Here is a 22,727-nt window from a genome sequence, read left to right on the forward strand (position 1 = left end):
CGCAAAGCCCACTGCAACCGTCCGCTGACGGAAGCGCAAACCAAACGCAACCGATATTTATCGAAGACCCGTTATGTGGTCGAACAAAGCTTCGGTACGCTGCACCGTAAATTCCGCTACGCCCGGGCAGCCTATTTTGGTCTGTGTAAAGTGAGTGCGCAAAGTCATCTGAAGGCGATGTGTTTGAACCTGTTGAAAGCGGCTAACAGGCTAAGTGTGCCTGTTGCCGCCTAAAAGGCGGCCCGGATGCCTTATGTATGAGGTATCCGGGGAGGATTAAGGGGGTATTTGGGTAAAATTAGGAGTGATTGGGGGCGAAAACAGCCGAAAACCTGTGTTTGGGTTTTGGCTGTTGGGGGAAAAGGAATTTTGCAAAGGTCTCAATTTTTCAGACGACCTTTTGTGCTTTGCCCTATCCGCCAAACCGCCGGTCACCCGCAGCGTGGGTTCTACCCACGGATGAACAGGGAGGATTGGATTCGGATGTTCGGGCGGAAAATCGCAGGCAAAGCCCACACTGCGGATTGGTTTATCCTGAGCCTTGCCTATTTGACCAAAAGGTCGTCTGAAACCGAAATTGGTTTTCAGACGACCTTTTTCTGTTTGACGGGCAATTATGCGCCGAACACTTTCAAACGGTTTTCCACAGGCTCGAAGGCTTTTTCGCCGGCAGGCGCTTCGATGCCGCCGATAACCATTTGCGCGCGCAAAAGCCAGCTTTCGGGCAGGTTCCATTCTTTGGCGATGGCGGCGTCGGGCAGCGGGTTGTAGTGTTGCAGGTTCGCGCCCACGCCGGCGGCGGCAAGCGTTGTCCAGACGGCGTATTGCGTCATCGCGTTCGCATGGTCCGCCCAAACGGGGAAGTTGGCGGCATAAGAAGGGAACTGCTCTTGCAGGCCTTTGACGACGTTTTGGTCTTCGAAGAACAAAATGGTCGCCGCGCCTGCTTTGAACAGGTTTAATTTTTGCGCGGTCGGCTCGAATTGTTCGGCAGGCACGATGGCGCGCAAAGCGTCTTCAACAAATTGCCACACTTTGCCGTGTTCTTCGCCGAAAAGGACGACGACGCGGGTGGATTGCGAGTTGAAGGAAGAAGGCGTGTGCAAAACGGCGTGTTTGACGATTTCGCTGATTTCTTCGTTGCTGATGGGCAGGTTTTTGTTCAGCGCGTAAATGGAACGGCGGGTTTCTGCCGCTTGTTGCAAGGTTTGATAAGTCATTTTGTTTTTCCTTTGATTGATGTTTAATCGGTTGGCGGGTTTGGAAATGGATTCGCAAAACCCGCTTTATAGTGGATTAACTTTAAACCAGTACGGCGTTGCCTCGCCTTAGCTCAAAGAGAACGATTCTCTAAGGTGCTGAAGCACCAAGTGAATCGGTTCCGTACTATCTGTACTGTCTGCGACTTCGTCGCCTTGTCCTGATTTAAAGTTAATCCACTATACTTGTTTTCTTTTCAGACGACCTTTGGGCCTATCAGGATTTGTTTTTGCCGAACAGGTTGTCCAATGCCAATGAGCCGCCGCCGGCTGCTGCGAGATAGAGGAACACGAAGCAGAACAATACTGCCGATTCGCCGCCGTTGGCAAGCGGGAACAGCGCCGAACCTTGGGAGGCGTGTGCCATGAAATAGGCAGCCGCCATCTGACCGGACAGGATGAAGGCGGCGGGACGGGTGAACAGTCCGAGAATCAACAGGATGCCGCCGGCGATTTCCAAAATGCCTGCCACCAACATCAAGCCTTCGGGCGAGCCGCTGCCCATGGATGTCGGGAAGCCGAAGAATTTCGACGTACCGTGCAGGAGGAAGAGGTAGGCGGTTACGATACGCAAAACGGACAATAAAATAGGTTGGATACGGGCGCAGGTTGCAGACATGGGGTTCTCCTTATCAAAAATGCGGGGGTTAAATGAAAACTAATCTTATCTGTGCAGTATAGATAATTACTGCCGGTAGATATATACTTCTTTTATTGATACAACGTTTCCCTAAAAGAAAACATGGATACCCTGTTCAGCCTCAAAGTTTTCCGCCAAGTCGTCCAAAGCGGCAGCTTCACCCGCGCCGCCGAGCAGCTTGATATTTCCACCGCGATGGCGAGCAAACACGTCAGCCATCTGGAAAATTCGATTAAGGCCAAACTGCTGCACCGCAACAGCCGCAACCTCCACCTGACCGAAGCGGGCGAAGAATACTACCGCCAATGCAGCTACGCGCTCGACACACTCGACACCGCCGCGCAAAAGGCGGCAGGCGGGGCGGACACGCCGCAGGGCATGTTGCGCGTAACCATGCCGCTTTGGTTTGCGGGCAATTTAATCGGCACTTGGCTGGCGGAATACCGCGAACGCTATCCCGAAGTCACGCTCGATCTGGTGCTCGACAACCGCCACGTCGATTTGATTGCCGAAGGCTTCGACCTCGCCTTGCGCGTGGCAAAAACCTTGTCACCCTCGCTTATCGTCAAGCCGCTGGCGCAAATCCAATTCGTCCTGCTTGCCTCGCCCGAATATCTGGCGAAACACGGCAAACCGCAAACGCCCGAAGAGGTCATGCGCCATCCCGCCATCCTGCCGACCTACACCGACCAGCGCAATTTGGAAATCACGCATCGGGAAACGGGCGAAAAAAGTATTCTGACGCTCAATCCGGTGATTCAAAGCGACAATACGCTGATGATACGCGAATTGGTCAGGGCGGGCGCGGGCATCGCCTATCAGCCGTTGTGGTCCGCCAGACAGGATTTGAAGGAAGGCAGGTTGGTCAGCCTGCTGCCGGAATATCGGGTGCGGACCGAGCAATTAAACGCGGTTTATGTGGACAGGGCGTTTTTGAGCGCGAAGGTGCGCAGTTTTATCGATTTCCTGAACGAGAAGATTTCGGCGGAAGGGGAATGAGGTCATCGTCTAAAACTAAAGAGGTCGTCTGAAAACGGGAAACGGTTTCAGACGACCTTTTGTTTGTGCGGCGGTTTATTTAACCTGCTGCATGTATTTTTTCAGACGACCCTTGCTCTGCATGGCGCGGTTTTCCAGTTCGTCCACGACGGCTTGCGCTTTGGCTTTGTTCACCGGTTTGCCGACCTGAATCACGCCGCTCATGTTCATCATGCGGTGCGGCGGGCAGGTATAGACGTACACGCCTTCTTTGTCGAGTTTGAGGGTGAAGTCTTTGCCGTCTTCGGAGAGGAAGTCGGCAACGCCGTCGGGCAGGGCTTTGCTTTGCACCCAGTGGCCTTTGTTAGCGGCTTTGAAGGTTACGGTGTCGCCGACTTTGGCGTTGACGTAGCCGGGTTCGAACACCATGCTGCCGTCTTTGCCGTTGTCGAGCATTTTGACTTCGTGGTTGGCGGCGTATGCGCCGAGGGAAGCAGTCAGCATGAGGAGGAAGAGGGATTTTTTCATGGAGGGAGTCCTTTCTAAGGATAAATAAATATGGGGCGGGCTGATGAGTCGGAGAGGTAAGCCTTGGGCTTACCGCCCTCTCCCTAACCCTCTCCCGCGGGAGAGGGGATAAGTTGCAGGGAGTCCGCAGGCCGGATGCTCAAATCCGACATTTCAGGAGCGGATTGTTGATTGTCAACCGTCGTCATTCCCGCGCAGGTGGGAATCCATTGGAATGACGACGGCGGTTAAGTTACGCACTCTGCCGCATCGGGCGGATAACGGGCAGGCCTTTGCTGTCGTACAAAAGTTCGATGTCCACTTTGTACAGCCTGCCTATCATGTCCGCCTGTAACACGTCCTGCGGCGCGCCCTGCGCCTGTACTTTGCCTTCGCCGAGCAGAATCACGCCGTCTGAAAACTGCGCGGCGAGGCTCAAATCGTGCAACACCATCAGCGTAACCAGATTGTGTTCGTGCGTGTATTGCACCACACGCTCCAAGAGGTTCAACTGGTGGTGCATATCCAGTGCGCTGACCGGTTCGTCCAGCATCAGGATTTCGGGGCGGCGCAGCATGACTTGGGCAAACATGACGAGCTGTCGCTGTCCGCCGGAAAGCCGCATGACGTCGCGGTGCGCCAGATGGCCGATGCCCAGCTCCGCCATGATACTTGCGGCTTCGTGCAGCAGTTCGTCGCCGACGTGCATGTGCAGCGCGTCCATGCGGCCGAGCAGCACGACTTCCAGTGCGGTCAGCGAGGCTTCGGCGGCGGTGTCCTGCGGCATATAGCCTATGCGTTTGCGCCAGCTTTGCAGGTGGATTTTGCTCAACACTTCGTCGCCGTAGCGGATGATGCCTTTGTGCGCCACTTCGCCGAAAATCGTTTTCATCAGCGAGGATTTGCCCGTGCCGTTCGGGCCGAGCACGGAATAGACTTTGCTTTGTTCCAGCGTCAAATCGATACTGTCGGCAACCACATAATCGCCGCGCCGGATATGGACGTTTTCAAGTTTCAACATTTCAGACGACCTACCGTTTCGTTAACACAATCCAGAAGAAGAACGGCACGCCGACAAACGACGTAACGATGCCCACCGGAAACAGCGCGCCGGGGATAATCACCTTGGACAACACGCTGGCGACCGACAAAAACGCCGCCCCCGCCAGCATCGCGCCGGGCAGGAAGAAACGCTGGTCTTCGCCCAAAAGAATCCGCGCCACATGCGGCGCGACCAGTCCAATAAAGCCGATCACGCCAACGAAACTGATGGCCGTTGCCGTCATCACCGCCACCAATACCAGCGTTTTCAGGCGCAAAAGTTGCAGATTGATGCCCAGCCCGACGGCGCGTTCTTCGCCCAAGCGCAGCGCGGTCAGCTTCCACACATCGCGCGAAAGCAACAGCACGCACACTGCGGTAACGGCCGCCGTAACCGCCACCGTCTCCCAAGTCGCCTTGGTCAGGCTGCCGAATAGCCAAAACAGAATCTGCTGCGAAATCTCAGGCGCGGCGATAAACTGAATCAGCGACAGAATCGACTGGAACAGAAACAAAAGCGCAATCCCAACCAACACCAGCATCGCCGAATTGAAGCGGCGCGCCGAGGCAAACAGAAACAAAATGCCCGAAGCCAGCATGGTCATCACAAACGCGCCGATGGGGACGGCAACCGTTTCAGGCAGCCCGAAACCGCCGAACGCAATCACCACCGACGCGCCCAAACCCGCCGCCGCCGCCAAACCCAGCGTATAAGGGCTGGCCATCGGATTGTTCAACAGCGTCTGAATCTCCGCCCCGCCGACACCCAAAGCCGCACCGACCACCAACGCCATCACCGCAATCGGCAGGCGCAAATCCATCACAATCAGGCGGTTCATTTCATCGACTTCGGGTTTGCCCAGCAAAACATTGACCACTTCGCCGACAGGCAGCGTGTCCGTCATCGCCGGGCCGGTGGCGATGTCGAATAAGAAGCTGACCGCCGCGATGATTAAAAACATCAAAACAATCAACCAACGCTTGCCTTCTAGCCTGCGCTGGTTCCTCACAATCTCGGCGACAACCGAATCATTCATTTTTTAAGCCTTTGAAATTAGGGAACAAGATCGGACATCCATGCCCGAAAATCTCTTTTGTCTGTATCCGTTTTGAAAGGGTGTTTTTTGAAAATCGGGATAACGGCATTCCAAACGGCTTTGCCCTCTCCCTAGCCCTCTCCCACGGGGAGAGGGAACAAATGGCAGGGAATCACAACAATGGTCGGATTTCAGTCATCCGATTCCCCCTCTCCGTGAGAGAGGGAGCAAATTGTAGGGAATCACAACAATGGTCGGACTTCAGTTATCTGATCCCCTCTCCCCGTGGGAGAGGGTTAGGGAGAGGGCAAAAACAGTCAACCACACCTGACACTCCCCGTTCGATACGAAGGAAATTCGTAGCGTGGGCTTTGCCCACGAAAACAGGAAACCTCATACCGTTCGCCATCATTTCCGCAAACGTTATCCGTGGCAAAGCCCACGCTACGGTTCTATACAAAACCCATGCTGCTTTCAGACGACCTTTCGCATAAATAGGTCGTCTGAAACCCACAATTCAGCCTTACAGCCTTTTCGGATACAGGTAAAACGTACCACTCGGCACAACAGGAATTCGTAGCGTGGGCTTCGCCCGCGAAAAACAGAGAACTCCATACCATTCGCCATCATTTCTGCAAATGCTAATCCCCATAAAAGAGGGAGCAAATTATAGGGAATCACAACAATGGTCGGACTTTAGTTATCTGATCCCCTCTCCCCGTGGGAGAGGGTTAGGGAGAGGGCCAAAAACAGTCAAACCCACCTGGCACTCCCCGCTCGATACGAAGGAAATTCGTAGCGTGGGCTTTGCCCACGAAAACAGGAAACCTCATACCGTTCGCCATCATTTCCGCAAACATCATCCATCGGCAAAGCCCACGCTACTTTCAGACGACCTTTCGTATAAAAAGGTCGTCTGAAATCAGCAAACCAGCCTTATTGCCCTTTCGGATACAGGTAGAACGTACCGTTTGGTACAACCGGCAGGTTTTGGCGGTAGAAGTCGGTATAAGTCTTTTCAGGATTGAAGTCTTTGAACAACTGCGGATAAATCGCTTTGGCCATAAATTGAATCGATGCGCCGTCGGAAAGCGTGCGCGAGTTGGCGTGGTAGGCGGCATAGAGGCGGTTGTTTTTAATCGCAGGCAGGTTCGCCCAGCCGGCGCGTTTGGCAAAACCGGCCAAGCGTTTTTCCGCTTCGGCTTTCGGAATGCCCCAGCCCATCACCATGGCGGTCGGGCTTTTCTTCAATTCGGTTTCGCGGCCGGTAATTACGATGACGTCGGGTTTGGCGGCGAGGACTTTTTCAGGATTGATCGGGCCGTAGAACTCGACCGAAGAAGCGGCGATATTGTTGCCGCCGACCAGTGTCGCCATCGAACCCCACATACTCTTGCCGAAGGTGACGCTGTGTTCCGCAGGGCCTTTGTTGCCGAACTCGACATACACTTTAGGCTTGGGCAGGTTGGCTTTTTTCACGCGCGCTTGGATGGTGTCGGCGATGCGTTTGTAGTCCGCCGCCAGCTTGTCCGCCTTTTGCTGCTGGCCGGTCAGCGTGCCGATAAGCTTGGTCGATTGAATGTGTTTGGCGACCGTTTGCGCGTTGTAGTCCAACACCACAATCGGAATGCCCGCTTTGTTGATTCGGGCAAGGTCTGAACCCAGAGCCTTGTACTGCCAGTCCGCCAAAATCAGCAAATCGGGTTTCAATGCCAATACTTTTTCAACGGAGAACGTGCCGACTTCCACCTCGCCCACGTCGGCAAGCTGGTTCAACTTGGGCACGGCTTTACTGAATGCTGCCCAGCTCGGCGGCGCCCAGTCGGCCCAAACCGCTTTGGAGAAGCCGACCACATTATTCAGCGCGTCTTTACCGCCGATGGCCATGTAGTCTTGATAATAAAAGCCCAAAACCACGCGTTTGGCGGGCAGGTCGACGGTTACTTTGCGGCCGTTGACATCGGTAATCTGAACCGGTTTGGCATGGACGACGGCAGTGCCGAATGCCAATGCGGCGGCGAGGGCAAGGGAGGAGAAGCGCGACAGTTTCATTAGAGTAAAATCCTTTTAATAAATAATGTTATATCTGATTTAGATATGAATAAGAATCTTTCTTATTTTTAATGCGAGCCTAATGGATTTAAAATAAACGGAAAAGTTCCGTTATTCAGGGAAGTTTTTATTGCAAACGTGATGGTGTTTATTGTTTAAACAACGCCTGCCGTTTGCCCGATATAGTGGATTGAGACCTTTGCAAAAATAGTCTGTTAACGAAATTTGACGCATAAAAATGCGCCAAAAAATTTCAATTGACTAAAACCTTCCTAATATTGAGCAAAAAGTAGGAAAAATCAGCAAGGTTTTACATTTTGAAAATGAGATTGAGCATAAAATTTTAGTAACCTATATTATTGCAAAGGTCTCGGATTAACTTTAAATCAGGACAAGGCGACGAAGCCACAGACAATACAGATAGTACGGAACCGATTCACTTGGTGCTTCAGCACCTTAGAGAATCGTTCTCTTTGAGCTAAGGCGAGGCAACGCCGTACCGGTTTAAAGTTAATCCACTATAAAAGGTCGTCTGAAACATCAAACAAAGACATAACCCCTTGTCAATATTCTGCCATTTCATTTTTCGAAAGTCCGCCATGCTAACCATTACCACCTGCCTCACCTACCCCGAGCCGCCGTCCAACCTGCTGCCGTTGGCGGACGCACTGACGCGCGACAACATCCCCACCGCCTTCGCGCCCTGGCAAAACCGCCCGAAATCCGCCTTCATCCTGCCTTTGTGCGCATGGGATTATGCGGCGGAGCCTGAAACGTTTGGGCAGTGGCTGACCGAAGCGGAAGCGTGCGGGCAAAGGTTTATCAACCCCGTTGGACTGATGCGTTGGAACATGGACAAACGTTATTTGTGCGATTTGGCAGAATGGGGGGCGGACGTGATTCCGAGCATGCAGACGTCGTCTGAAAAAGAAAAATTGGAAGACATTTTAAAAAATCGGGGCTGGCGGGAAGCGGTCGTCAAACCCGTTATCGGGCAGAGCGGGCGCGGCGTGGCGAAAATCAGGGCGGGAGAAGTGTCGTTGAAGGCGGAGGATTATCCGCAAGGCGTCATCGTCCAGCCTTATATCCGCGAAATCGAAACGGCGGGCGAAACCTCGCTGGTGTTTTTGGACGGGCAATTCAGCCATGCCGTACTGCGTATGCCGCCCCAAGGCGAATGGCGCGCCAATTCCGCCTACGGAGTCGCCGTCAGCCCTGCCGCGCCGCCGGAAAAAGCAGTCGAAACCGCACGGCAGATATTGGACATGCTGCCTGAAATACCGGCATACGCCCGCATAGACGGGACGCTGATCGGCGAAAGATTACTGCTCAACGAATTGGAACTCGTCGAACCCGCCCTTTACCTGCATACCGCTGAAAACGCGGTTGCCGATATGGTGCAGGCAGTAAAGCGCGTTATCGCGGGTTGACGACAAATAAAGGACTCATGCAAAAAAGGTCGTCTGAAAACAAAGGTAGCGGGTTTTAAACCGTGCTATGCTTGTTTTCAGACGACCTTTTTAGAAAACCGACTGCGTTCGGCAGTCAACCTTTGATCGGTATTACAATTTGGGCTCCCCCATCCAGACTGCGGCGAGTGCGACGATGGATACCAAACTGATGATCATGATTAGATTTAAAAACAAAATTGACATATAGCCTCCGAAATGTTTGCTGTTGTGTTTATTATTGATACTGCCGTTCGGTATCATGGCATACCGTAAGGCAGTTGGCGGCTTTACGCGGATACCCTTTTATAGTGGATTAACTTTAAACCGGTACGGCGTTGCCTCGCCTTGTCCTGATTTAAAGTTAATCCACTATATTGAACCGCTTTGCCGGGCGCTTAGAATAGCATTGTCAGAATAGTTACTTTGTGTATTTACCTAATTTATCAGTAAGAAAAAGGCAATAATTATCAACAATCAATAAAAAGCACTATCACTTTCGGATGTTTTTTATCAAACATGGCTCATTAACAGGAAAACTTTTCCAAATCTCTATTTTTATTTGATTTATGCACAATTTTCATATCCGTTTCCGCCGCGTGGCGCTCATAGCCTGTGTGGTATTTTTGCCTTTGGCGGTGTTGATTGCCGTCCGTTTGCACACGCACGGCGGTTTTGAATTTGAAAAACCTTTGATGATGTGGGTCCACCATAACATCGGCGAAGGCTTTTTCCCTATTGCCACTGTTTTGCATTATTTGGGCAAAACCGCCATCGCCGTACCTTTAATCGGCATCGCGGCATGGTGGCTGTATCGTGCCGGCAACCGTCGCGGTGCGTTGTTTTGCGTGAGTGCCGCCTTGATACCGACGCTGAATATGCTGTTGATTAAAGATTGGTTCGAGCGGCCGCGGCCGCTGTTTTGGCCGCGCATGATTGAAGAGACTAATTTTTCGTTTCCCAGCGGACACAGCACCTTTTCCGCCGCCATCGCCGTTATGATGATTATGTTGTGCAACGAGACGCCCTATCGGCGTGTCGCGTGGCTGATCGGCATTACCTTTGCCCTGAGTACCGGCTTTTCGCGTGTTTATTTGGGTGTGCATTACCCGACCGACGTTTGGGCGGGCTGGACAAACGGCACGCTGACTGCGTTGTTGGTTTATTATTTCGTGTTCAGGGGCCGCTATCTTTCAGACGACCCTGCCGTCTCCCAAATATCTTCAGATTATGAATAATATATCGCCCAATACGCCGTTTTGGCTGCGCAACGGTCATGCCGACACCATCTTTGCCAAATTCCTGCAACGCCCTTCCCCCGCTTACCGGCGCGAGTTGCTGCCCGACAGTACCGGCAAAGCACAAGTTGCCTACGATTTTGTCGACAGCCCGAATCCCGACGCGCCGCTGGTGGTTTTGTTTCACGGCTTGGAAGGCAGCAGCCGCAGCCATTACGCGGTCGAACTGATGCGCGCGGTACAAGACAAAGGCTGGAACGGCGTGGTCGCCCATTTCCGTAGTTGCGGCGGCATCTCCAATACCGCGCCCGTGTTCTACCACTTGGGCGATACGCCCGAAATCGCCTTTATGCTCGACACGCTTGCCGCTCGTTATTCCATCATTTATGCGGCAGGCGTTTCGCTCGGCGGCAATGCCTTGGCAAAATATTTGGGCGAACAAGGCAGCAATGCGCTACCCCGCGCCGCCGCCGCCGTTTCCGCGCCGGTCGATGCGACGCTGGCGGGTACGCGTTTCGACAAAGGCATGTCGCGCCTGTTATATACCCGTTATTTTTTGAACTCGTTGCTGCCCAAAGCCCGCGACGTTGCCGATTTGCAGAATGCCCATCCCGACCGCGATGTCGCCACCCTGTTGAAAAAATGCAAAACGCTGGGCGACTTCGACGATACGTTTACCGCGCCGCTACACGGCTTTGCCGACCGTTTCGACTATTACCGCCGCGCCTCGTGCAAACCTTGGCTCAAAACGGTAGCCGTTCCTTTGCTGCTGCTCAACGCCGTCAACGACCCCTTCCTGCCGCCCGAAGCCCTGCCGAATGCGGACGAAGTGTCTCCGTCCGTCACGCTTTTGCAGCCCGAACACGGCGGACACGTCGGCTTCGTCAGCCGCGACGGGGGTCGTCTGAACCTGCAATGGCTGCCGCAAACCGTATTGTCTTATTTCGCACAATTTGAATAGCGTTCCCGAATGGCTGTCGGCGTTGCGTTGAAATAAATGGTTGAAACAAACAAAAGGTCGTCTGAAAACCTATATTTCAGGTTTTCAGACGACCTTTTTACTGCTCAAACGGCTAACCGCTCAATCAGTCGTGACCGATATCGACGGTTTTCTCTTTGTAGCGCGTATCGGGGACGAGGACGATTTTTTCGTCCACTTTGCCGATGGCTTTCACGTCTTTGCCCGGGTAGTCCAACTGATGCAGGAAATAGCGGATACAGTTGAGGCGGGCGCGTTTTTTGTCGTCGGAACGGATGATGACCCAAGGCGCGTCGCCGGTGTGGGTATGGAAGAACATGGCGTTTTTGGCTTCGGTGTAGTCGTCCCAGCGGTCGAGCGACTGGATGTCCACGGGGGAGAGTTTCCAGTGTTTCAGGGGGTCGTCGCGGCGGGAGATGAAGCGGCGCAGTTGTTCTTCGCGGGATACGGAGAACCAGAATTTGAAGAGGTGGATGCCGCTGGCGACGAGCATGCGTTCCAATTCAGGGGTTTGGCGCATAAAGAGCAGGTATTCGTTAGGTTCGCAGAAGCCCATCACGCGTTCTACGCCGGCGCGGTTGTACCATGAGCGGTCGAAGAATACCATTTCGCCTGCGGTCGGCAGGTTTTGGATGTAGCGTTGGAAATACCATTGGCCGCGTTCGGTGGTAGTCGGTTTTTCCAGTGCGACGACGCGCGCGCCGCGCGGGTTCAAATGTTCCATAAAGCGTTTGATGGTACCGCCCTTGCCTGCGGCGTCGCGACCCTCAAACAGGCTGACGATGCGTTGGCCGGAGTCTTTGACCCAGCTTTGCACTTTCAGCAATTCGATTTGCAGCTTTTGTTTTTCTTTTTCGTATGCGGCGCGGCGCATACGTTGTTTGTAGGGGTAATTGGCGGGAAGCGGTGCGCTGCCGGAATCTTCGTCCGTACCGCGTCCTTCGTGTTCCAAAACGGCTTTTTCGAAAACTTGCAACTGGTCTTGCTTTTCGCCCAATTCAACGTTTTCGAACGGTTCTAACTGATGATCTGCCATAGGGTCTCCTTATTGATTAAGTTTGAAATGATATGGTGTGGTATGGTTTGATTCTACTCCTTTGCCCCTCAGCGGACTACATAAAATTACACTGCGCCATTTTTTTCGGCTCGGTCTGCTAATTTGTGTAAAAACGGCGTATAATCAGGCTATTTGCACCACAGCCATGCCCTATTTCGCCCTGTTTGACGATGCCGTAAGCGGCCGCGCAAAACTCTATCAAAATCATGTGGAAAGCCGCCTTTTCCATGATAACGAACTGGATTCGCTAAATGATGCGCTGCAAAAGGGCTGGCAAAAAGGGCTGCATGCTGTGTTGTTTGCAGACTACGAATTCGGTTTGCCGCTGATGGGGATTGAGTCCGAACGCGGCGGCAACCTTGCCCTGCACTGGTTTGCCGACTGCGCCGACATCGATGCCGAAAGCTGGCTTGCCCAACATTCAGACGACCTCCCCGCCGGCATTTCCACGCCGCAATCCTCCGTATCCGAAGCCGATTACCTCGACCACATCCGCCAAATCCACGAAGCCATCCGGCGCGGCGACACCTATCAAATCAACTACACCACCCGCCTGCACCTGCAAGCCTACGGCAACCCTGTCAGCCTCTACCGCCGCCTGCGCCAGCCTGTTCCCTATGCCGTTTTGTCCCACCTGCCCGATGCGGCAGGGAAATCCGCGTGGACGCTGTGTTTCTCGCCCGAACTCTTCCTCAAAATCGGTGCGGACGGCACCATCAGCACCGAACCGATGAAAGGCACCGCGCCGATTTTGGGCGACGGGCAAGACGAACGCCGCGCTGCCGAGTTGCAAGCCGACCCGAAAAACCGCGCCGAAAACGTGATGATTGTCGATTTGCTGCGCAACGACCTCGGCAAAATCGCCCAAACCGGCAAAGTATGCGTGCCCGAGCCGTTTAAAGTATCCCGTTTCGGCAGCGTCTGGCAGATGACCAGCACCATCCAAGCCCAAGCCCTGCCGAACATTACCGCCGCCGACATCCTCCGCGCCGCCTTCCCCTGCGGCAGCATCACCGGCGCACCCAAACGCATGAGCATGCAGATTATCGAATCGCTCGAAGCCGAACCGCGCGGCCTGTACACCGGCAGCATCGGCTACCTGAAACCCTGCGCGGGCGGACTGGGATTTGAAGGCATATTCAACGTCGTTATCCGCACCTTATCGCTCAAACCCGTTTCAGACCTGATTTCAGACGACCTTCCATTTTCAGACGACCTAGATAGTGGATTAACAAATCAGGACAAGGCGACGAAGCCGCAGACACGGCAAGACGGGGAAACGCCGTATCGGTTTCAAGTTCATCCACTCTATCAAGGGGTGTACGGCGTCGGTTCCGGCATCGTCATCGACAGCGACCCCGCCGCCGAATATCGGGAATGCGGCTGGAAAGCCCGTTTCCTCAACGAATTGCGCCCCGCCTTCGGCATCTTCGAAACCATGCGCGTGGAAAACAGGCAATGCCGCCTGCTCGACCTGCATTTAGGCCGTCTGAAAACCTCCGCCCAAGCCCTCAACCTGCCCCTGCCCGATGATGGCGAAACCCGAATCCGACAATACATCGCCAAACTGCCCGACGGCCTCTTCCGCCTGAAAGCCGAACTCGTTTCAGACGGCCTCATCCTCAGCCATGCCGCCACCGCCGAGCTGTCCGCCCCGCAGCGCGTCATCCCCGCCCCGCAAACCCTCCCGCGCCGCGACTACCTGCGCCGCTTCAAAACCACCCGCCGCGCCCTGTACGACCAAGCGTGGCGAACCGCCGAAACACAAGGCGCGTTCGACAGCCTGTTTTTCAATTCAGACGACCTCCTGCTTGAAGGCGGCAGAAGCAACGTGTTCGTCAAATACCAAGGTCAATGGCTCACCCCGTCTCTGGATTTGGACATCCTCAACGGCGTCATGCGCCAAGCCGTCTTGCAGCAGCCGCAAACCTACTTGTGCACGGACGCAGTCATCGAAACGCACATCACCCGCGCCATGCTGGAACACGCCGAAGAAATCCGCCTCTCCAACGCCTTAAGGGGCGTGTTTCGGGCGGAGTGGGTGAAAAGTTGATTGGTTGGACAACGGATAAAGTGAACTAAGCAAAAGGGTCGTCTGAAAACTTTGAGATTTGAGTTTTAGAGAAACTCGTTCACGCTTGTTTTCAGACGACCTTTTATTCAATCCATACAACTTAGGTAGCGTGGGCTTCGCCCACGAAATCTATCATTCAATAATCCAAGACAACAGTCGAACCTGCTTTCATCTCGCGGGCAAAGTCCACGCTACGGATTGCCCCTCCTATTTCCACCACCCGCTACTCAGCGAAAAAAATACCGGGTCGTAATATTTCGGCAGTTGTTGCGGGATGCCGAGGTTGTTGCGGTAAACGACGCGGTAGCGGTCGGCGTACCAGGCGGGGACGATGATGTATTGGTGGCGGATGGTGCGGTCTAGTGCCCGGGAGGTGGTTTTCAGCTCTTCGCGGTTGGTGAAGCTGCCGAAATGTTTGAGCAGTTTTTCGACTTCGGGGCGGCACACGCCGGCGAGGTTTCGGCTGCCGGGGATTTTGGCGGCTTCGCAGCCGAAATAATCGTATTGTTCGTTGCCGGGGCTTTCGCTGTTGGCATAGACGGTAATGGTCATGTCGAAGTCGAAATCGTTGAGCCGCCTTTGGTATAAGGCGGGGTCGGTAACGCGGATGTTCATGGTTACGCCGATTTTGGCGAGGTCGCGTTGCCATTTGGCGGTAATGCGTTCGTAGGTTTTGGAGGCGGTCAGGAACTCGAAGGTCAGGGGTTTGCCTTGGCTGTCGGTCAGTTTGCCGTTTTTATAGCGGTAGCCTGCTTTTTCCAAGAGGGCGCGGGCTTTGAGCAGGTTGGGGCGTATGCCTGTTTTCGGGTCGGTTTGGGGCGGCTCGGGGACGGGTTGGTTCAGGACGGCGGGATCGAGGGTGTTGCCGAGGGACTGGAGCAGTTTCAGTTCCGCGCCTTGCGGTTTGCCTGTCGCCGCCATCTCGCTGTTGGTGAAGAAGCTGTTGCTGCGGCGGTATGCGCCGTAGAAAATGCGCGCGTTGATGCTTTCAAAGTCGAAACTCTCGACCATCGCCTGCCGCACGAGGATGTTGTCGAACGGGGCGCGGCGCAGGTTCATGACGAAGCCCTGCATGCCGGCATCGCTTTTCTGTATCCATTCGTGTTTGCCCATGCCGCGTTTGGCGAGCATTTCGTCGGAATAGCCCCGCGCCCAGTTTCGGGCGATATTTTCGTAAACGAAGTCGTATTGTCCGGCTTTGAGGCCTTCGAGGCGGACGCTGTTGTCTTTGAAATATTTGAAGCGGACGGTGTCGAAATTATATCTGCCTTTGCGGGTCGGCAGGTTTTGCGCCCAGTAGTTTTTGTCGCGCGCGTATTCGCTCATGCGCCCGATGTCTGCTTTGACGAAGCGGTAGGGGCCGGAGCCGATGGGCATTTTGTTTGCGCCTTTTTCCAGCCCTTCGGGATAGCTTTTATGAGAAAACACAGGCAGTTGCCCTAATGCCATGTGTAATTCGGCATTGCGCTGTTTGAAGCGGAAAACGACTGTCCTGTCGTCGGGCGTTTCGACTTTGGCTACGTCGCTCCAGTATATGCGGTAGAAGGGATTGGCAGCTTTGTCTTGGGTAAGCAGGCGGAAGGAGGCGGCTACGTCTTTGGCAAGGACGGGATCGCCGTTGTGGAATTTGGCTTTCGGGTTGAGCCTGAATGTTGCCGACAGCCCGTCTTCGGCAAGTGAAAAGTCTTCCGCCAGCAGTCCGTACATGGAGAAAGGTTCGTCCCAACTGTTGTCCGTAAGCATGTCCACGGTCAGATTGAGGACGCCGGCTTCTTTGTCGCCTTTGAGGGTAAACGGGTTGAACGTATCAAAGCCGCCCTGCATCGGCAGGGAAAACACACCGCCTTTTGGCGCGTCGGGATTGACGTATTCGTAGGCGCGAAAGTCGGCGGGATATTTCGGCTCCTGCCCCAAACCTAAACCGTATGCGGCAAAAGCGGTGGCAGTGGAGAAGGAAAGCAGGAGGAGGACGAGGGTTTTCATAAGGTTTCAAACCGAACGGGACGATGAAGCCCGATTATAGCAAAAGGTCGTCTGAAAACCGTTTTCAGACGACCTTTTATCCGTTTCAAAACATAATCAAGAAGGCTGCTGCCGGTTTTTCGCCTGAGCGTCAAACTCCGCCAGCGTCATGTTCAAAGTCTGCAAACACGGCGTCATCACCGCATCGACAGCTTGGTTCACATGATCCCTTTCCACAGGCGACGGGCGGTAAACGAAGAGCTTGAAGAGTTCGTCCAGTTCGATGGAGTCTGCGCCAGTTTTCAACACCCAGCCCTGACGGCCGTTGTAGATATAGCCGTGCCGCGCCAGCTTTTCCAGAAGCTCGCCCAACTCATCGTAGCCCATATTGATATGCCGTCTGAACTCCTGAACAGGCAAGGCTTTGCCCTCTTTTTGCGCCGCATCCAAAAGCAGCAGGATTTTCAACACATCGTCAAACCGCCCGCGCGAATCGAAGCCCCTGCGGAACGCGTCACCCTGCCAATAAGACAGCGACGAAGTCAGCACCGCGCCGCCCAACACCAGCGTCCACAACAAATTCAGCCACGCCAAAAAAAACGGCACAGCGGCAAACGCACCGTAAATCGAGCGGTAGCCGTCGAAATTGCCCATATACCAAGCAAACAGGAAACGCGCCGTCTCCAAGCAAAACGCCGTAATCAAAGCCCCTATGAACGCATGTCGTGCAGGCACAAAGCGGTTGGGTACGAAACGATACAGGCCCCATAACAAAAGCGTTGCAAAAAACAGCGTCCCCGCCGTCCGCAACACCCCCATCCATTGAGACGAAGCCAACGCAGATTCCTGCACTGACCCGACCATAAAAGAAATCCCCACGCCCAAAGACAACGGCCCAAACGTCAGCAACGCCCAATACACCAAAAACTGCATCATCCAAGGCCGCTGCGAATTGACCCGCCAAATCCGGTTGAACGCATTATCAATCGTCCGAATCAGCATCAGCGACGTCACCACCAGCATCACACTGCCAATCGCCGTCAACTTCCCCGCCTGATTGCGAAACGCATTGATATAATCAAACACCATGTCCGCACCCTGCGGCACAATAGTCTGATTGACGAACGAAACAAAAGAATCCGACCAACGGTCGAACACAGGAAAAATCGAAGCGACCGCCACCATCACCGTCAATACCGGCACCAAAGCCAGAAGCGTCGTAAACGTCATACTCGCCGCAGCCTGCGGCACACGCTCCTCATCGAAACGCCGGACCACAAACCACGCAAACGCAAATGCCTTACTGTCCGACAAACCTTGCCACCATTTCAAAAACGGCATAATCTTTCCCGAAAAAATAACGAATTGAAAATAAAAAACAGAAAACGCCCGGAGCATACCCCACGTCGTCTGAAAACACAGCCTCAGCGAAATTAACACCTATTTCCCACCAACCCCATTGTAACGGAATACCCAAATGAACCCAAATCCCCTCAAAATCCTCGTTCTCTACTACTCCCAAAACGGCAGCACCCTCAACCTCGCCCGCCAAATCGCACGCGGCATCGAAAGCGTCGCAGGCTGCGAAGCCGTATTGCGCACCGTCCCCAAAGTCTCCACCGTCTGCGAAGCCGTCGAAAAAGACATCCCCGACAGCGGCGCGCCCTACGCCACCGCCGAAGACCTCAAAACCTGCGCCGCCCTCGCCCTAGGCAGCCCCACCCGCTTCGGCAACATGGCGGCCGCCATGAAATACTTCATCGACGGCACCATCCCCCTATGGCTCGGCGCAGAACTCGCCGGCAAACCCGCCACCGTCTTCACCAGCACCTCCTCCCAACACGGCGGACAAGAAACCACCCTCCTCACCATGATGCTCCCCCTCCTGCACCACGGCATGATCATCAGCGGCATCCCCTACACCGAATCCGCCCTCGGCAACACCCAAAGCGGCGGCACCCCCTACGGCGCATCCCACGTCGCCGGACACGACGGCAAACCCGTCCTGACCGCCGAAGAAAACGACATCGCCTTCGCACAAGGCAAACGGCTGGCAGAACTCGCCGTCAAGTTGGCTTAAAGCGGGCAGTTTAGAAATCCAATCTGCCAAAAGCTAAAAGGTCGTCTGAAAACCTGATTTCCAAGTTTTCAGACGACCTTTTATCAACATCCATCCGTCAAGCCGAAAAAGCCTTATATGCCATCGAAGCAATAATCAGCAAAACCGTTACGACCAAAACCTTACGGATGATTTCCCCGTCTGAATTAATAGCATGGAGGCTGCCGAAATGGTTGCCCAACAAATTCGCCAAAATCATCGGGATTCCGATTAGGAACGCCATTTTCCCCGCTATCAAGAAAGCGACGAATGCCCCGATATTGGAAGCAAAATTGAAAATCTTGGAAGTAGCCGAAGCCTGCAACAACGACAATTTGTTGATGACAAACAAAGCAATGATGAAAATGCTGCCCGTGCCCGGTCCGAAAAAACCGTCATAAAAACCAACAATCAGACAAGTTAAAAAGACAGCGACGGCAGATTTTTTTATCTCGCCGCGTCCATCGTCTTTTTTCAGCAAAACGCCTTTGAACAAAGTTGCCAGCAAGCCTATGGGTAAAAACGCAAGAATGATGTAATTGATGGTTTCCACAGGCAGAATCAGAATGACTTTCGCACCGACAAACGCCCCGATTAAAGCCGCAACGATGCCGACCGGCACAATGCGCCATACAATCGAACTGCTTTTCATAAAGTTTTTAATCGCAGCCACCGTACCGATGGTACTCACCAATTTTTCCTGTGCCAACGCGACCTGCGGCGGCAAGCCGACCATCAAAAACGCGGGAATCAAAATCAGCCCGGCTCCGCCCGCAATAGCATCGACATAGCCCGCAATCAAAGACGCGGCAACCAGCAGGAAAAGACCGAGATAAAAATAATCGGCAATGATACTGCCGGGAATAAATAGTTGCTCCATAGATTGTTTCCTCTTGATTAAATTTAAATTTTTGTAGGTAGCAGCACGCAGGACTGTTTAAAACTTCAAATAAAGTATCAGTACATTAATTACCACCATAAAAATTGTCAACACTATTTATTTTTGTAAAAATAAACCAAAAATACAGTTAACCGCTTCAATTAGTTTCTTCTGCTAAAAGGTCGTCTGAAAACCTTAATCGATTCCAAAATAAAAACCCGCTTCAAAAAGCGGGTTTCTTGTATCCGGTCAGGGCAGACCGTCTGTCCGTATTGTCCGAAACTTCGTTATTGTTTTTCTATTTTCCAGCGGGCAATTTCCGCTTTTTTACGGCTTGCCGCCAGTTGTTCGCGCATTTCGTTCAAGATTTGCTTGGAAGATTTCGGTTTTTCCCAGTTATCCGGTTCTGTATTTTGTCGTTGCGCCAATTGCTTTTGATGCTCTTGATAAAGCGCATTCGATTCTTCGGAGACTTTGCGGGCAATGTTCGGCAGCTCTTTTTCAACCAAAGCCTCGGCGCGTTGTTGGGCAAGATGGCGTTCTTTGCGGCTTTGGGCGCAATATTGTTTGCTGTCTTGCTCAGGGGAATAACCGTAATGAGGCAGCGGTTTCCCCGCTTTTTTCATCGCCATGCTGTAATTGACGCATTGCAAGGCTTGCGGATCGGCAGCCATGTACAAAGAGTATAAATGCCCGGCATAGTCTTTGATGTCCTCATTGTCCCCGCCGCATACATTCGCCGTAGCCTCAATCAGCGCCGTATCTTGCAGCATTTGCCGGCAATGTTCGACCTGCTCCGTATTCAAACTGACGGCGGGCTCTTGCGCGGCGGCTGAAAAAGATAAAATCAAAGCAAGTAAGCCTAAAGCAGATTGTTTCATGGTTTTTCCTTTTAAACCGGAATGATATTTTCAAATAAAGCATGAATGTCGGAACGCATTATAGTGGATTAAATTTAAATCAGGACAAGGCGACGAAGCCGCAGACAGTACAAATAGTACGGCAAGGCGAGGCAACGCCGTACTGGTTTAAATTTAATCCACTATACATTCATGCCCGAAGTTTTCAGACGACCCCGTCCATCATCCTTATCTGCCATCTTTCTGACGGATAAAGGCATCGGCTTTGGCGCGGCGTTCGGTTTCTTCGGCAACGGTTTTACGCAGCAATTCATCAACGGGAACACCGCGGCGCGGGGCTTCTTCTTCCGCATACTGTTTTATCTTACTGTCCATGTACGCCTCTACCTGACGGCGCAAACGGTCGCGTTCTTCGCGGCTTTCCGCGCAAAGGCGCTTCAAATCCTTATCGTCGAGATGGTGAAAGCTTTGTTTTTTGAATTCTTCCTCCAGTTTCGGATATTGTCGGCACTGATCGACTTTCGGATGGTTAAACAACAAAACCATAGACAAAAGGTCGAAATATTCGGCGGTCTCTTTATTGTCCCGATAACAAAGCGAACCGTTCGCCAAAGTATTGGTGTCTTTAAACAATTGCCCGCACTCGGCGGCAAGCTTTTTATCTGCCGCAGGATCGGATGGCGCACCGGTTTGATTTTGCGCGGCGGCAGAAGCGGACAAACCGGCGAGCAGCAAAGAAAATACAAAGGCTTTTTTCATATGGGTACTTTCAAAAAACAGATGGGGAAATCATGAATAGTTTATATACAGGGGTCGTCTGAAATCTTTCAGACGACCTTTTGCCTGTCAATATTTAGGCATCGAGCAGCCTTCGGGCGTGGTAATTTCGCATTGCGGAAGCCCTGAAGCCCGACATTTTCGTAGTGCCTCCGCTTCAGCAAGACCAGGTCCTTCTATTCCAGGGAAAGTTCTCCATCGTTTGCCTTCTTTTCCTTGGGCAACAGCGATACAACCGTTTCTGACCCAAGCCTCTACTTTACACGGCGCATTACGCCCACCTTGTTCACAGGATTTTATCGCTTCTTTTTCTGCAACAGCACGGGAAGGGGCATTGATAACATCTGCCGAAATACCCGTTTTAAGGTTGATTGCCCATGCGCCGTATTTGGACGGGACATTGATGTTGACGATTTCCGTAGGCTGCTGCCGAGACTGGCGGGGAGATGCGCAGTTGGGATTGTAGCCGTATGCACACAATGCCGAATTATTCTGCAATGCGCCTTTGGTTGCATCATAGGTTGGGTCGGCGGCATAAGTATTAAAACTCGCCAGCCCCAATAAGATAAAAAGCAGTTTTTTCATTAGTTTTATTCCTTTGTTTGGTCGTAATCTCTTTTGTTTTCTTAAAGCAAGAACCTAATACCGAGGTCGTCTGAAAACTTTCAGACGACCTTTGCCTGTCAATATTGCGGCATCGAGCAGCCTTCGGGGGCAAAAATGGTGCATTGCGAATAACCGGAAGCCTGACATTTCCTTAATGCTTCAGCCTCGGCAAGGCCAGGCTCTTTTACTCCCGGGAAAGCTTTCCATTTATTTCCTGATTTTCCTTGTGCGACGGCGATACAACCGTTTCTGACCCAAGCAGCCACTACACACGGTGCATTGCGACCGCCTTTTTCGCAGGTTTTGATGGCTTCTTTTTCGGCAGCAGCACGTGAGTTTTGATTAAGTGCGCCGCCTGAAATACCCGTTTTAAGATTGGTGGCCCATGCGCCGTATTTGGACGGGACGTTGATGTTGACGACTTTAGAATCGTTTTGGACTGAACCGCGGTTGGAAGATTGGGGCGGAGCCATATTGTATTGAACCATTTCCCCGTTATTCCCCTGAAAGCGGCAAATACCGCTGACGGGGTCAAATTGCCCGGAGCAGCCGTTGGCATAGACATTAAAACTTGCCAGCCCCAAGAAGATAAAAAGCAGTTTTTTCATCAGTCTTATTCCTTTGTTTGGTCGTAATCTCTTTTCTTAAAGTAAGAATCTGATACCGAGGTCGTCTGAAAACTTTCAGACGACCTTTTGCCTGTCAATATTTAGGCAACGAGCAGGCTTCAGAAACGACAATTTTGCATTCCACAGATCCCGAAGCCTGACATTTTCTTAATGCTGCTGGCTCTGCCTGTCCAATGTTGGCTCCATTTCCGTAGAAAGTCTTCAATTTTTTGCCAGATTTCCCCTGTGCTACGGCAAGACAGCCGTTTCTGAACCAGGCCCCCACTACACACGGCGCATTGCGTCCGCCATGTTCACAGGTTTTAATCGCTTCTTTTTCCGCTGCGGCACGTGAGTCTTGATTAAGTGCCCCGCCAGCAATACCCGTCTTAGGGTTGACTGCCCATGCGCCGTATTTTGATGGGACGTTGATATTAACTATTTCCGTAGGCTGCTGCCGAGACTGGCGGGGAGATGCGCAGTTGGGATTGTAGCCGTATGCACACAATGCCGAATTATTCTGCAATGCGCCTTTGGTTGCATCATAGGTTGGGTCAGCGGCATAAGTATTAAAACTCGCCAACCCAAATAAGATAAAAAGCAGTTTTTTCATCAGTTTTTCCTTG

At 52.7% G+C, this 22,727-nt stretch carries 22 protein-coding genes and 1 pseudogene; 8 read left to right on the forward strand and 15 right to left on the reverse strand.

Annotated elements, in window-relative coordinates:
- A partial coding sequence (locus tag HMPREF1028_RS09245) for an IS5/IS1182 family transposase (RefSeq protein WP_009312534.1) occupies positions 1-234 on the forward strand: 234 nt, incomplete at its 5' end.
- A gap of 380 nt (positions 235-614) precedes the next feature.
- Here the strand turns inward: HMPREF1028_RS09245 and HMPREF1028_RS09250 are convergent.
- Together HMPREF1028_RS09250 and HMPREF1028_RS09255 are read right to left on the reverse strand one after the other, a co-directional pair.
- A complete protein-coding gene (locus HMPREF1028_RS09250) occupies positions 615-1,220 on the reverse strand; it encodes a nitroreductase family protein (RefSeq protein WP_003779562.1) in 606 nt (201 codons plus the stop codon).
- Positions 1,221-1,476: 256 nt separating this feature from the next.
- Positions 1,477-1,878, reverse strand: a complete 402-nt coding sequence (locus HMPREF1028_RS09255; protein ID WP_009312535.1) for a DoxX family protein — start codon at positions 1,876-1,878, stop codon at positions 1,477-1,479.
- Between the two features lie 123 nt (positions 1,879-2,001).
- On the opposite strand from HMPREF1028_RS09255, the gene HMPREF1028_RS09260 reads away from it, so the two are divergent.
- Positions 2,002-2,898, forward strand: a complete 897-nt coding sequence (locus HMPREF1028_RS09260) for a LysR family transcriptional regulator (protein ID WP_003743316.1) — start codon at positions 2,002-2,004, stop codon at positions 2,896-2,898.
- A gap of 75 nt (positions 2,899-2,973) precedes the next feature.
- Here HMPREF1028_RS09260 and HMPREF1028_RS09265 read toward each other — a convergent pair whose 3' ends face one another.
- The 4 genes from HMPREF1028_RS09265 to HMPREF1028_RS09280 all read right to left on the reverse strand — a co-directional run bounded on the left by HMPREF1028_RS09265 (position 2,974) and on the right by HMPREF1028_RS09280 (position 7,514).
- On the reverse strand, positions 2,974-3,405 hold the full coding sequence (locus HMPREF1028_RS09265; protein WP_003743313.1) for a plastocyanin/azurin family copper-binding protein: 432 nt from the start codon (positions 3,403-3,405) through the stop codon (positions 2,974-2,976).
- Between the two features lie 232 nt (positions 3,406-3,637).
- Positions 3,638-4,405: an ABC transporter ATP-binding protein gene (locus HMPREF1028_RS09270; protein ID WP_009312536.1), complete on the reverse strand. Its 768-nt coding sequence runs from the start codon at positions 4,403-4,405 to the stop codon at positions 3,638-3,640.
- 10 nt (positions 4,406-4,415) lie between these two features.
- Positions 4,416-5,462, reverse strand: coding sequence for an iron ABC transporter permease (locus HMPREF1028_RS09275; protein ID WP_009312537.1), 1,047 nt, complete (start codon positions 5,460-5,462; stop codon positions 4,416-4,418).
- Between the two features lie 936 nt (positions 5,463-6,398).
- A complete protein-coding gene (locus HMPREF1028_RS09280; RefSeq protein WP_009312538.1) occupies positions 6,399-7,514 on the reverse strand; it encodes an ABC transporter substrate-binding protein in 1,116 nt (371 codons plus the stop codon).
- Between the two features lie 599 nt (positions 7,515-8,113).
- Here HMPREF1028_RS09280 and HMPREF1028_RS09285 point away from each other — a divergent pair.
- The 3 genes from HMPREF1028_RS09285 (at position 8,114) to HMPREF1028_RS09300 (ending at position 11,161) form a co-directional block, all read left to right on the forward strand.
- Positions 8,114-8,944, forward strand: coding sequence for a glutathione synthetase (locus HMPREF1028_RS09285; RefSeq protein ID WP_009312539.1), 831 nt, complete (start codon positions 8,114-8,116; stop codon positions 8,942-8,944).
- Between the two features lie 587 nt (positions 8,945-9,531).
- A complete protein-coding gene (locus HMPREF1028_RS09295) occupies positions 9,532-10,200 on the forward strand; it encodes a phosphatase PAP2 family protein (protein WP_009312540.1) in 669 nt (222 codons plus the stop codon).
- Positions 10,193-11,161 carry an alpha/beta fold hydrolase gene (locus HMPREF1028_RS09300; RefSeq protein WP_009312541.1) on the forward strand — a complete coding sequence of 323 codons (969 nt, stop codon included), beginning with the start codon at positions 10,193-10,195 and terminating at the stop codon, positions 11,159-11,161. The genes HMPREF1028_RS09295 and HMPREF1028_RS09300 overlap by 8 nt, the downstream gene beginning before the upstream one ends.
- A gap of 124 nt (positions 11,162-11,285) precedes the next feature.
- Here the strand turns inward: HMPREF1028_RS09300 and ppk2 are convergent, their stop codons facing one another.
- The gene (gene ppk2, locus HMPREF1028_RS09305; protein ID WP_003766403.1) at positions 11,286-12,215 is read right to left on the reverse strand and encodes a polyphosphate kinase 2; all 930 of its coding nucleotides are present in this window, start codon (positions 12,213-12,215) and stop codon (positions 11,286-11,288) included.
- Positions 12,216-12,381: 166 nt separating this feature from the next.
- On the opposite strand from ppk2, the gene HMPREF1028_RS09310 reads away from it, so the two are divergent.
- Complete coding sequence (locus tag HMPREF1028_RS09310) at positions 12,382-14,289, forward strand: bifunctional anthranilate synthase component I family protein/class IV aminotransferase (RefSeq protein ID WP_009312542.1); 1,908 nt, start codon at positions 12,382-12,384, stop codon at positions 14,287-14,289.
- A 228-nt stretch (positions 14,290-14,517) separates the two neighbouring features.
- Here the strand turns inward: HMPREF1028_RS09310 and HMPREF1028_RS09315 are convergent, their stop codons facing one another.
- Together HMPREF1028_RS09315 and HMPREF1028_RS09320 are read right to left on the reverse strand one after the other, a co-directional pair.
- Positions 14,518-16,293, reverse strand: a complete 1,776-nt coding sequence (locus HMPREF1028_RS09315; protein ID WP_009312543.1) for an extracellular solute-binding protein — start codon at positions 16,291-16,293, stop codon at positions 14,518-14,520.
- Between the two features lie 96 nt (positions 16,294-16,389).
- Positions 16,390-17,613 carry a YihY family inner membrane protein gene (locus HMPREF1028_RS09320; protein WP_009312544.1) on the reverse strand — a complete coding sequence of 408 codons (1,224 nt, stop codon included), beginning with the start codon at positions 17,611-17,613 and terminating at the stop codon, positions 16,390-16,392.
- Between the two features lie 136 nt (positions 17,614-17,749).
- Here HMPREF1028_RS09320 and wrbA point away from each other — a divergent pair, with 136 nt between their 5' ends.
- On the forward strand, positions 17,750-18,352 hold the full coding sequence (gene wrbA, locus HMPREF1028_RS09325) for an NAD(P)H:quinone oxidoreductase (protein ID WP_009312545.1): 603 nt from the start codon (positions 17,750-17,752) through the stop codon (positions 18,350-18,352).
- Positions 18,353-18,449: 97 nt separating this feature from the next.
- On the opposite strand, the gene HMPREF1028_RS09330 is transcribed toward wrbA, so the two are convergent.
- Together HMPREF1028_RS09330 and HMPREF1028_RS09335 are read right to left on the reverse strand one after the other, a co-directional pair.
- Positions 18,450-19,250: a TSUP family transporter gene (locus HMPREF1028_RS09330; RefSeq protein ID WP_009312546.1), complete on the reverse strand. Its 801-nt coding sequence runs from the start codon at positions 19,248-19,250 to the stop codon at positions 18,450-18,452.
- 287 nt (positions 19,251-19,537) lie between these two features.
- The gene (locus HMPREF1028_RS09335) at positions 19,538-20,131 is read right to left on the reverse strand and encodes a hypothetical protein (protein WP_009312547.1); all 594 of its coding nucleotides are present in this window, start codon (positions 20,129-20,131) and stop codon (positions 19,538-19,540) included.
- 53 nt (positions 20,132-20,184) lie between these two features.
- On the opposite strand from HMPREF1028_RS09335, the pseudogene HMPREF1028_RS14785 reads away from it, so the two are divergent.
- Positions 20,185-20,322 (forward strand): annotated as a pseudogene (locus HMPREF1028_RS14785) (IS5/IS1182 family transposase); the annotation flags it as partial.
- A gap of 16 nt (positions 20,323-20,338) precedes the next feature.
- On the opposite strand, the gene HMPREF1028_RS09340 reads toward HMPREF1028_RS14785, so the two are convergent.
- From HMPREF1028_RS09340 to HMPREF1028_RS09355, 4 genes are all read right to left on the reverse strand, one after another.
- Positions 20,339-20,869 (reverse strand): hypothetical protein, encoded by a 531-nt coding sequence (locus tag HMPREF1028_RS09340; RefSeq protein WP_009312548.1) that lies wholly within the window; start codon positions 20,867-20,869, stop codon positions 20,339-20,341.
- An 87-nt stretch (positions 20,870-20,956) separates the two neighbouring features.
- Entirely contained in the window at positions 20,957-21,472 is a 516-nt protein-coding gene (locus HMPREF1028_RS09345) for a DUF4189 domain-containing protein (RefSeq protein ID WP_009312549.1), read from the reverse strand.
- Positions 21,473-21,570: 98 nt separating this feature from the next.
- A complete protein-coding gene (locus HMPREF1028_RS09350; protein WP_009312550.1) occupies positions 21,571-22,101 on the reverse strand; it encodes a DUF4189 domain-containing protein in 531 nt (176 codons plus the stop codon).
- 94 nt (positions 22,102-22,195) lie between these two features.
- On the reverse strand, positions 22,196-22,714 hold the full coding sequence (locus HMPREF1028_RS09355; protein WP_009312551.1) for a DUF4189 domain-containing protein: 519 nt from the start codon (positions 22,712-22,714) through the stop codon (positions 22,196-22,198).
- Positions 22,715-22,727 lie beyond the last annotated feature (13 nt).

It is taken from the genome of Neisseria sp. GT4A_CT1, from assembly GCF_000227275.1.
GTDB lineage: Bacteria > Pseudomonadota > Gammaproteobacteria > Burkholderiales > Neisseriaceae > Neisseria.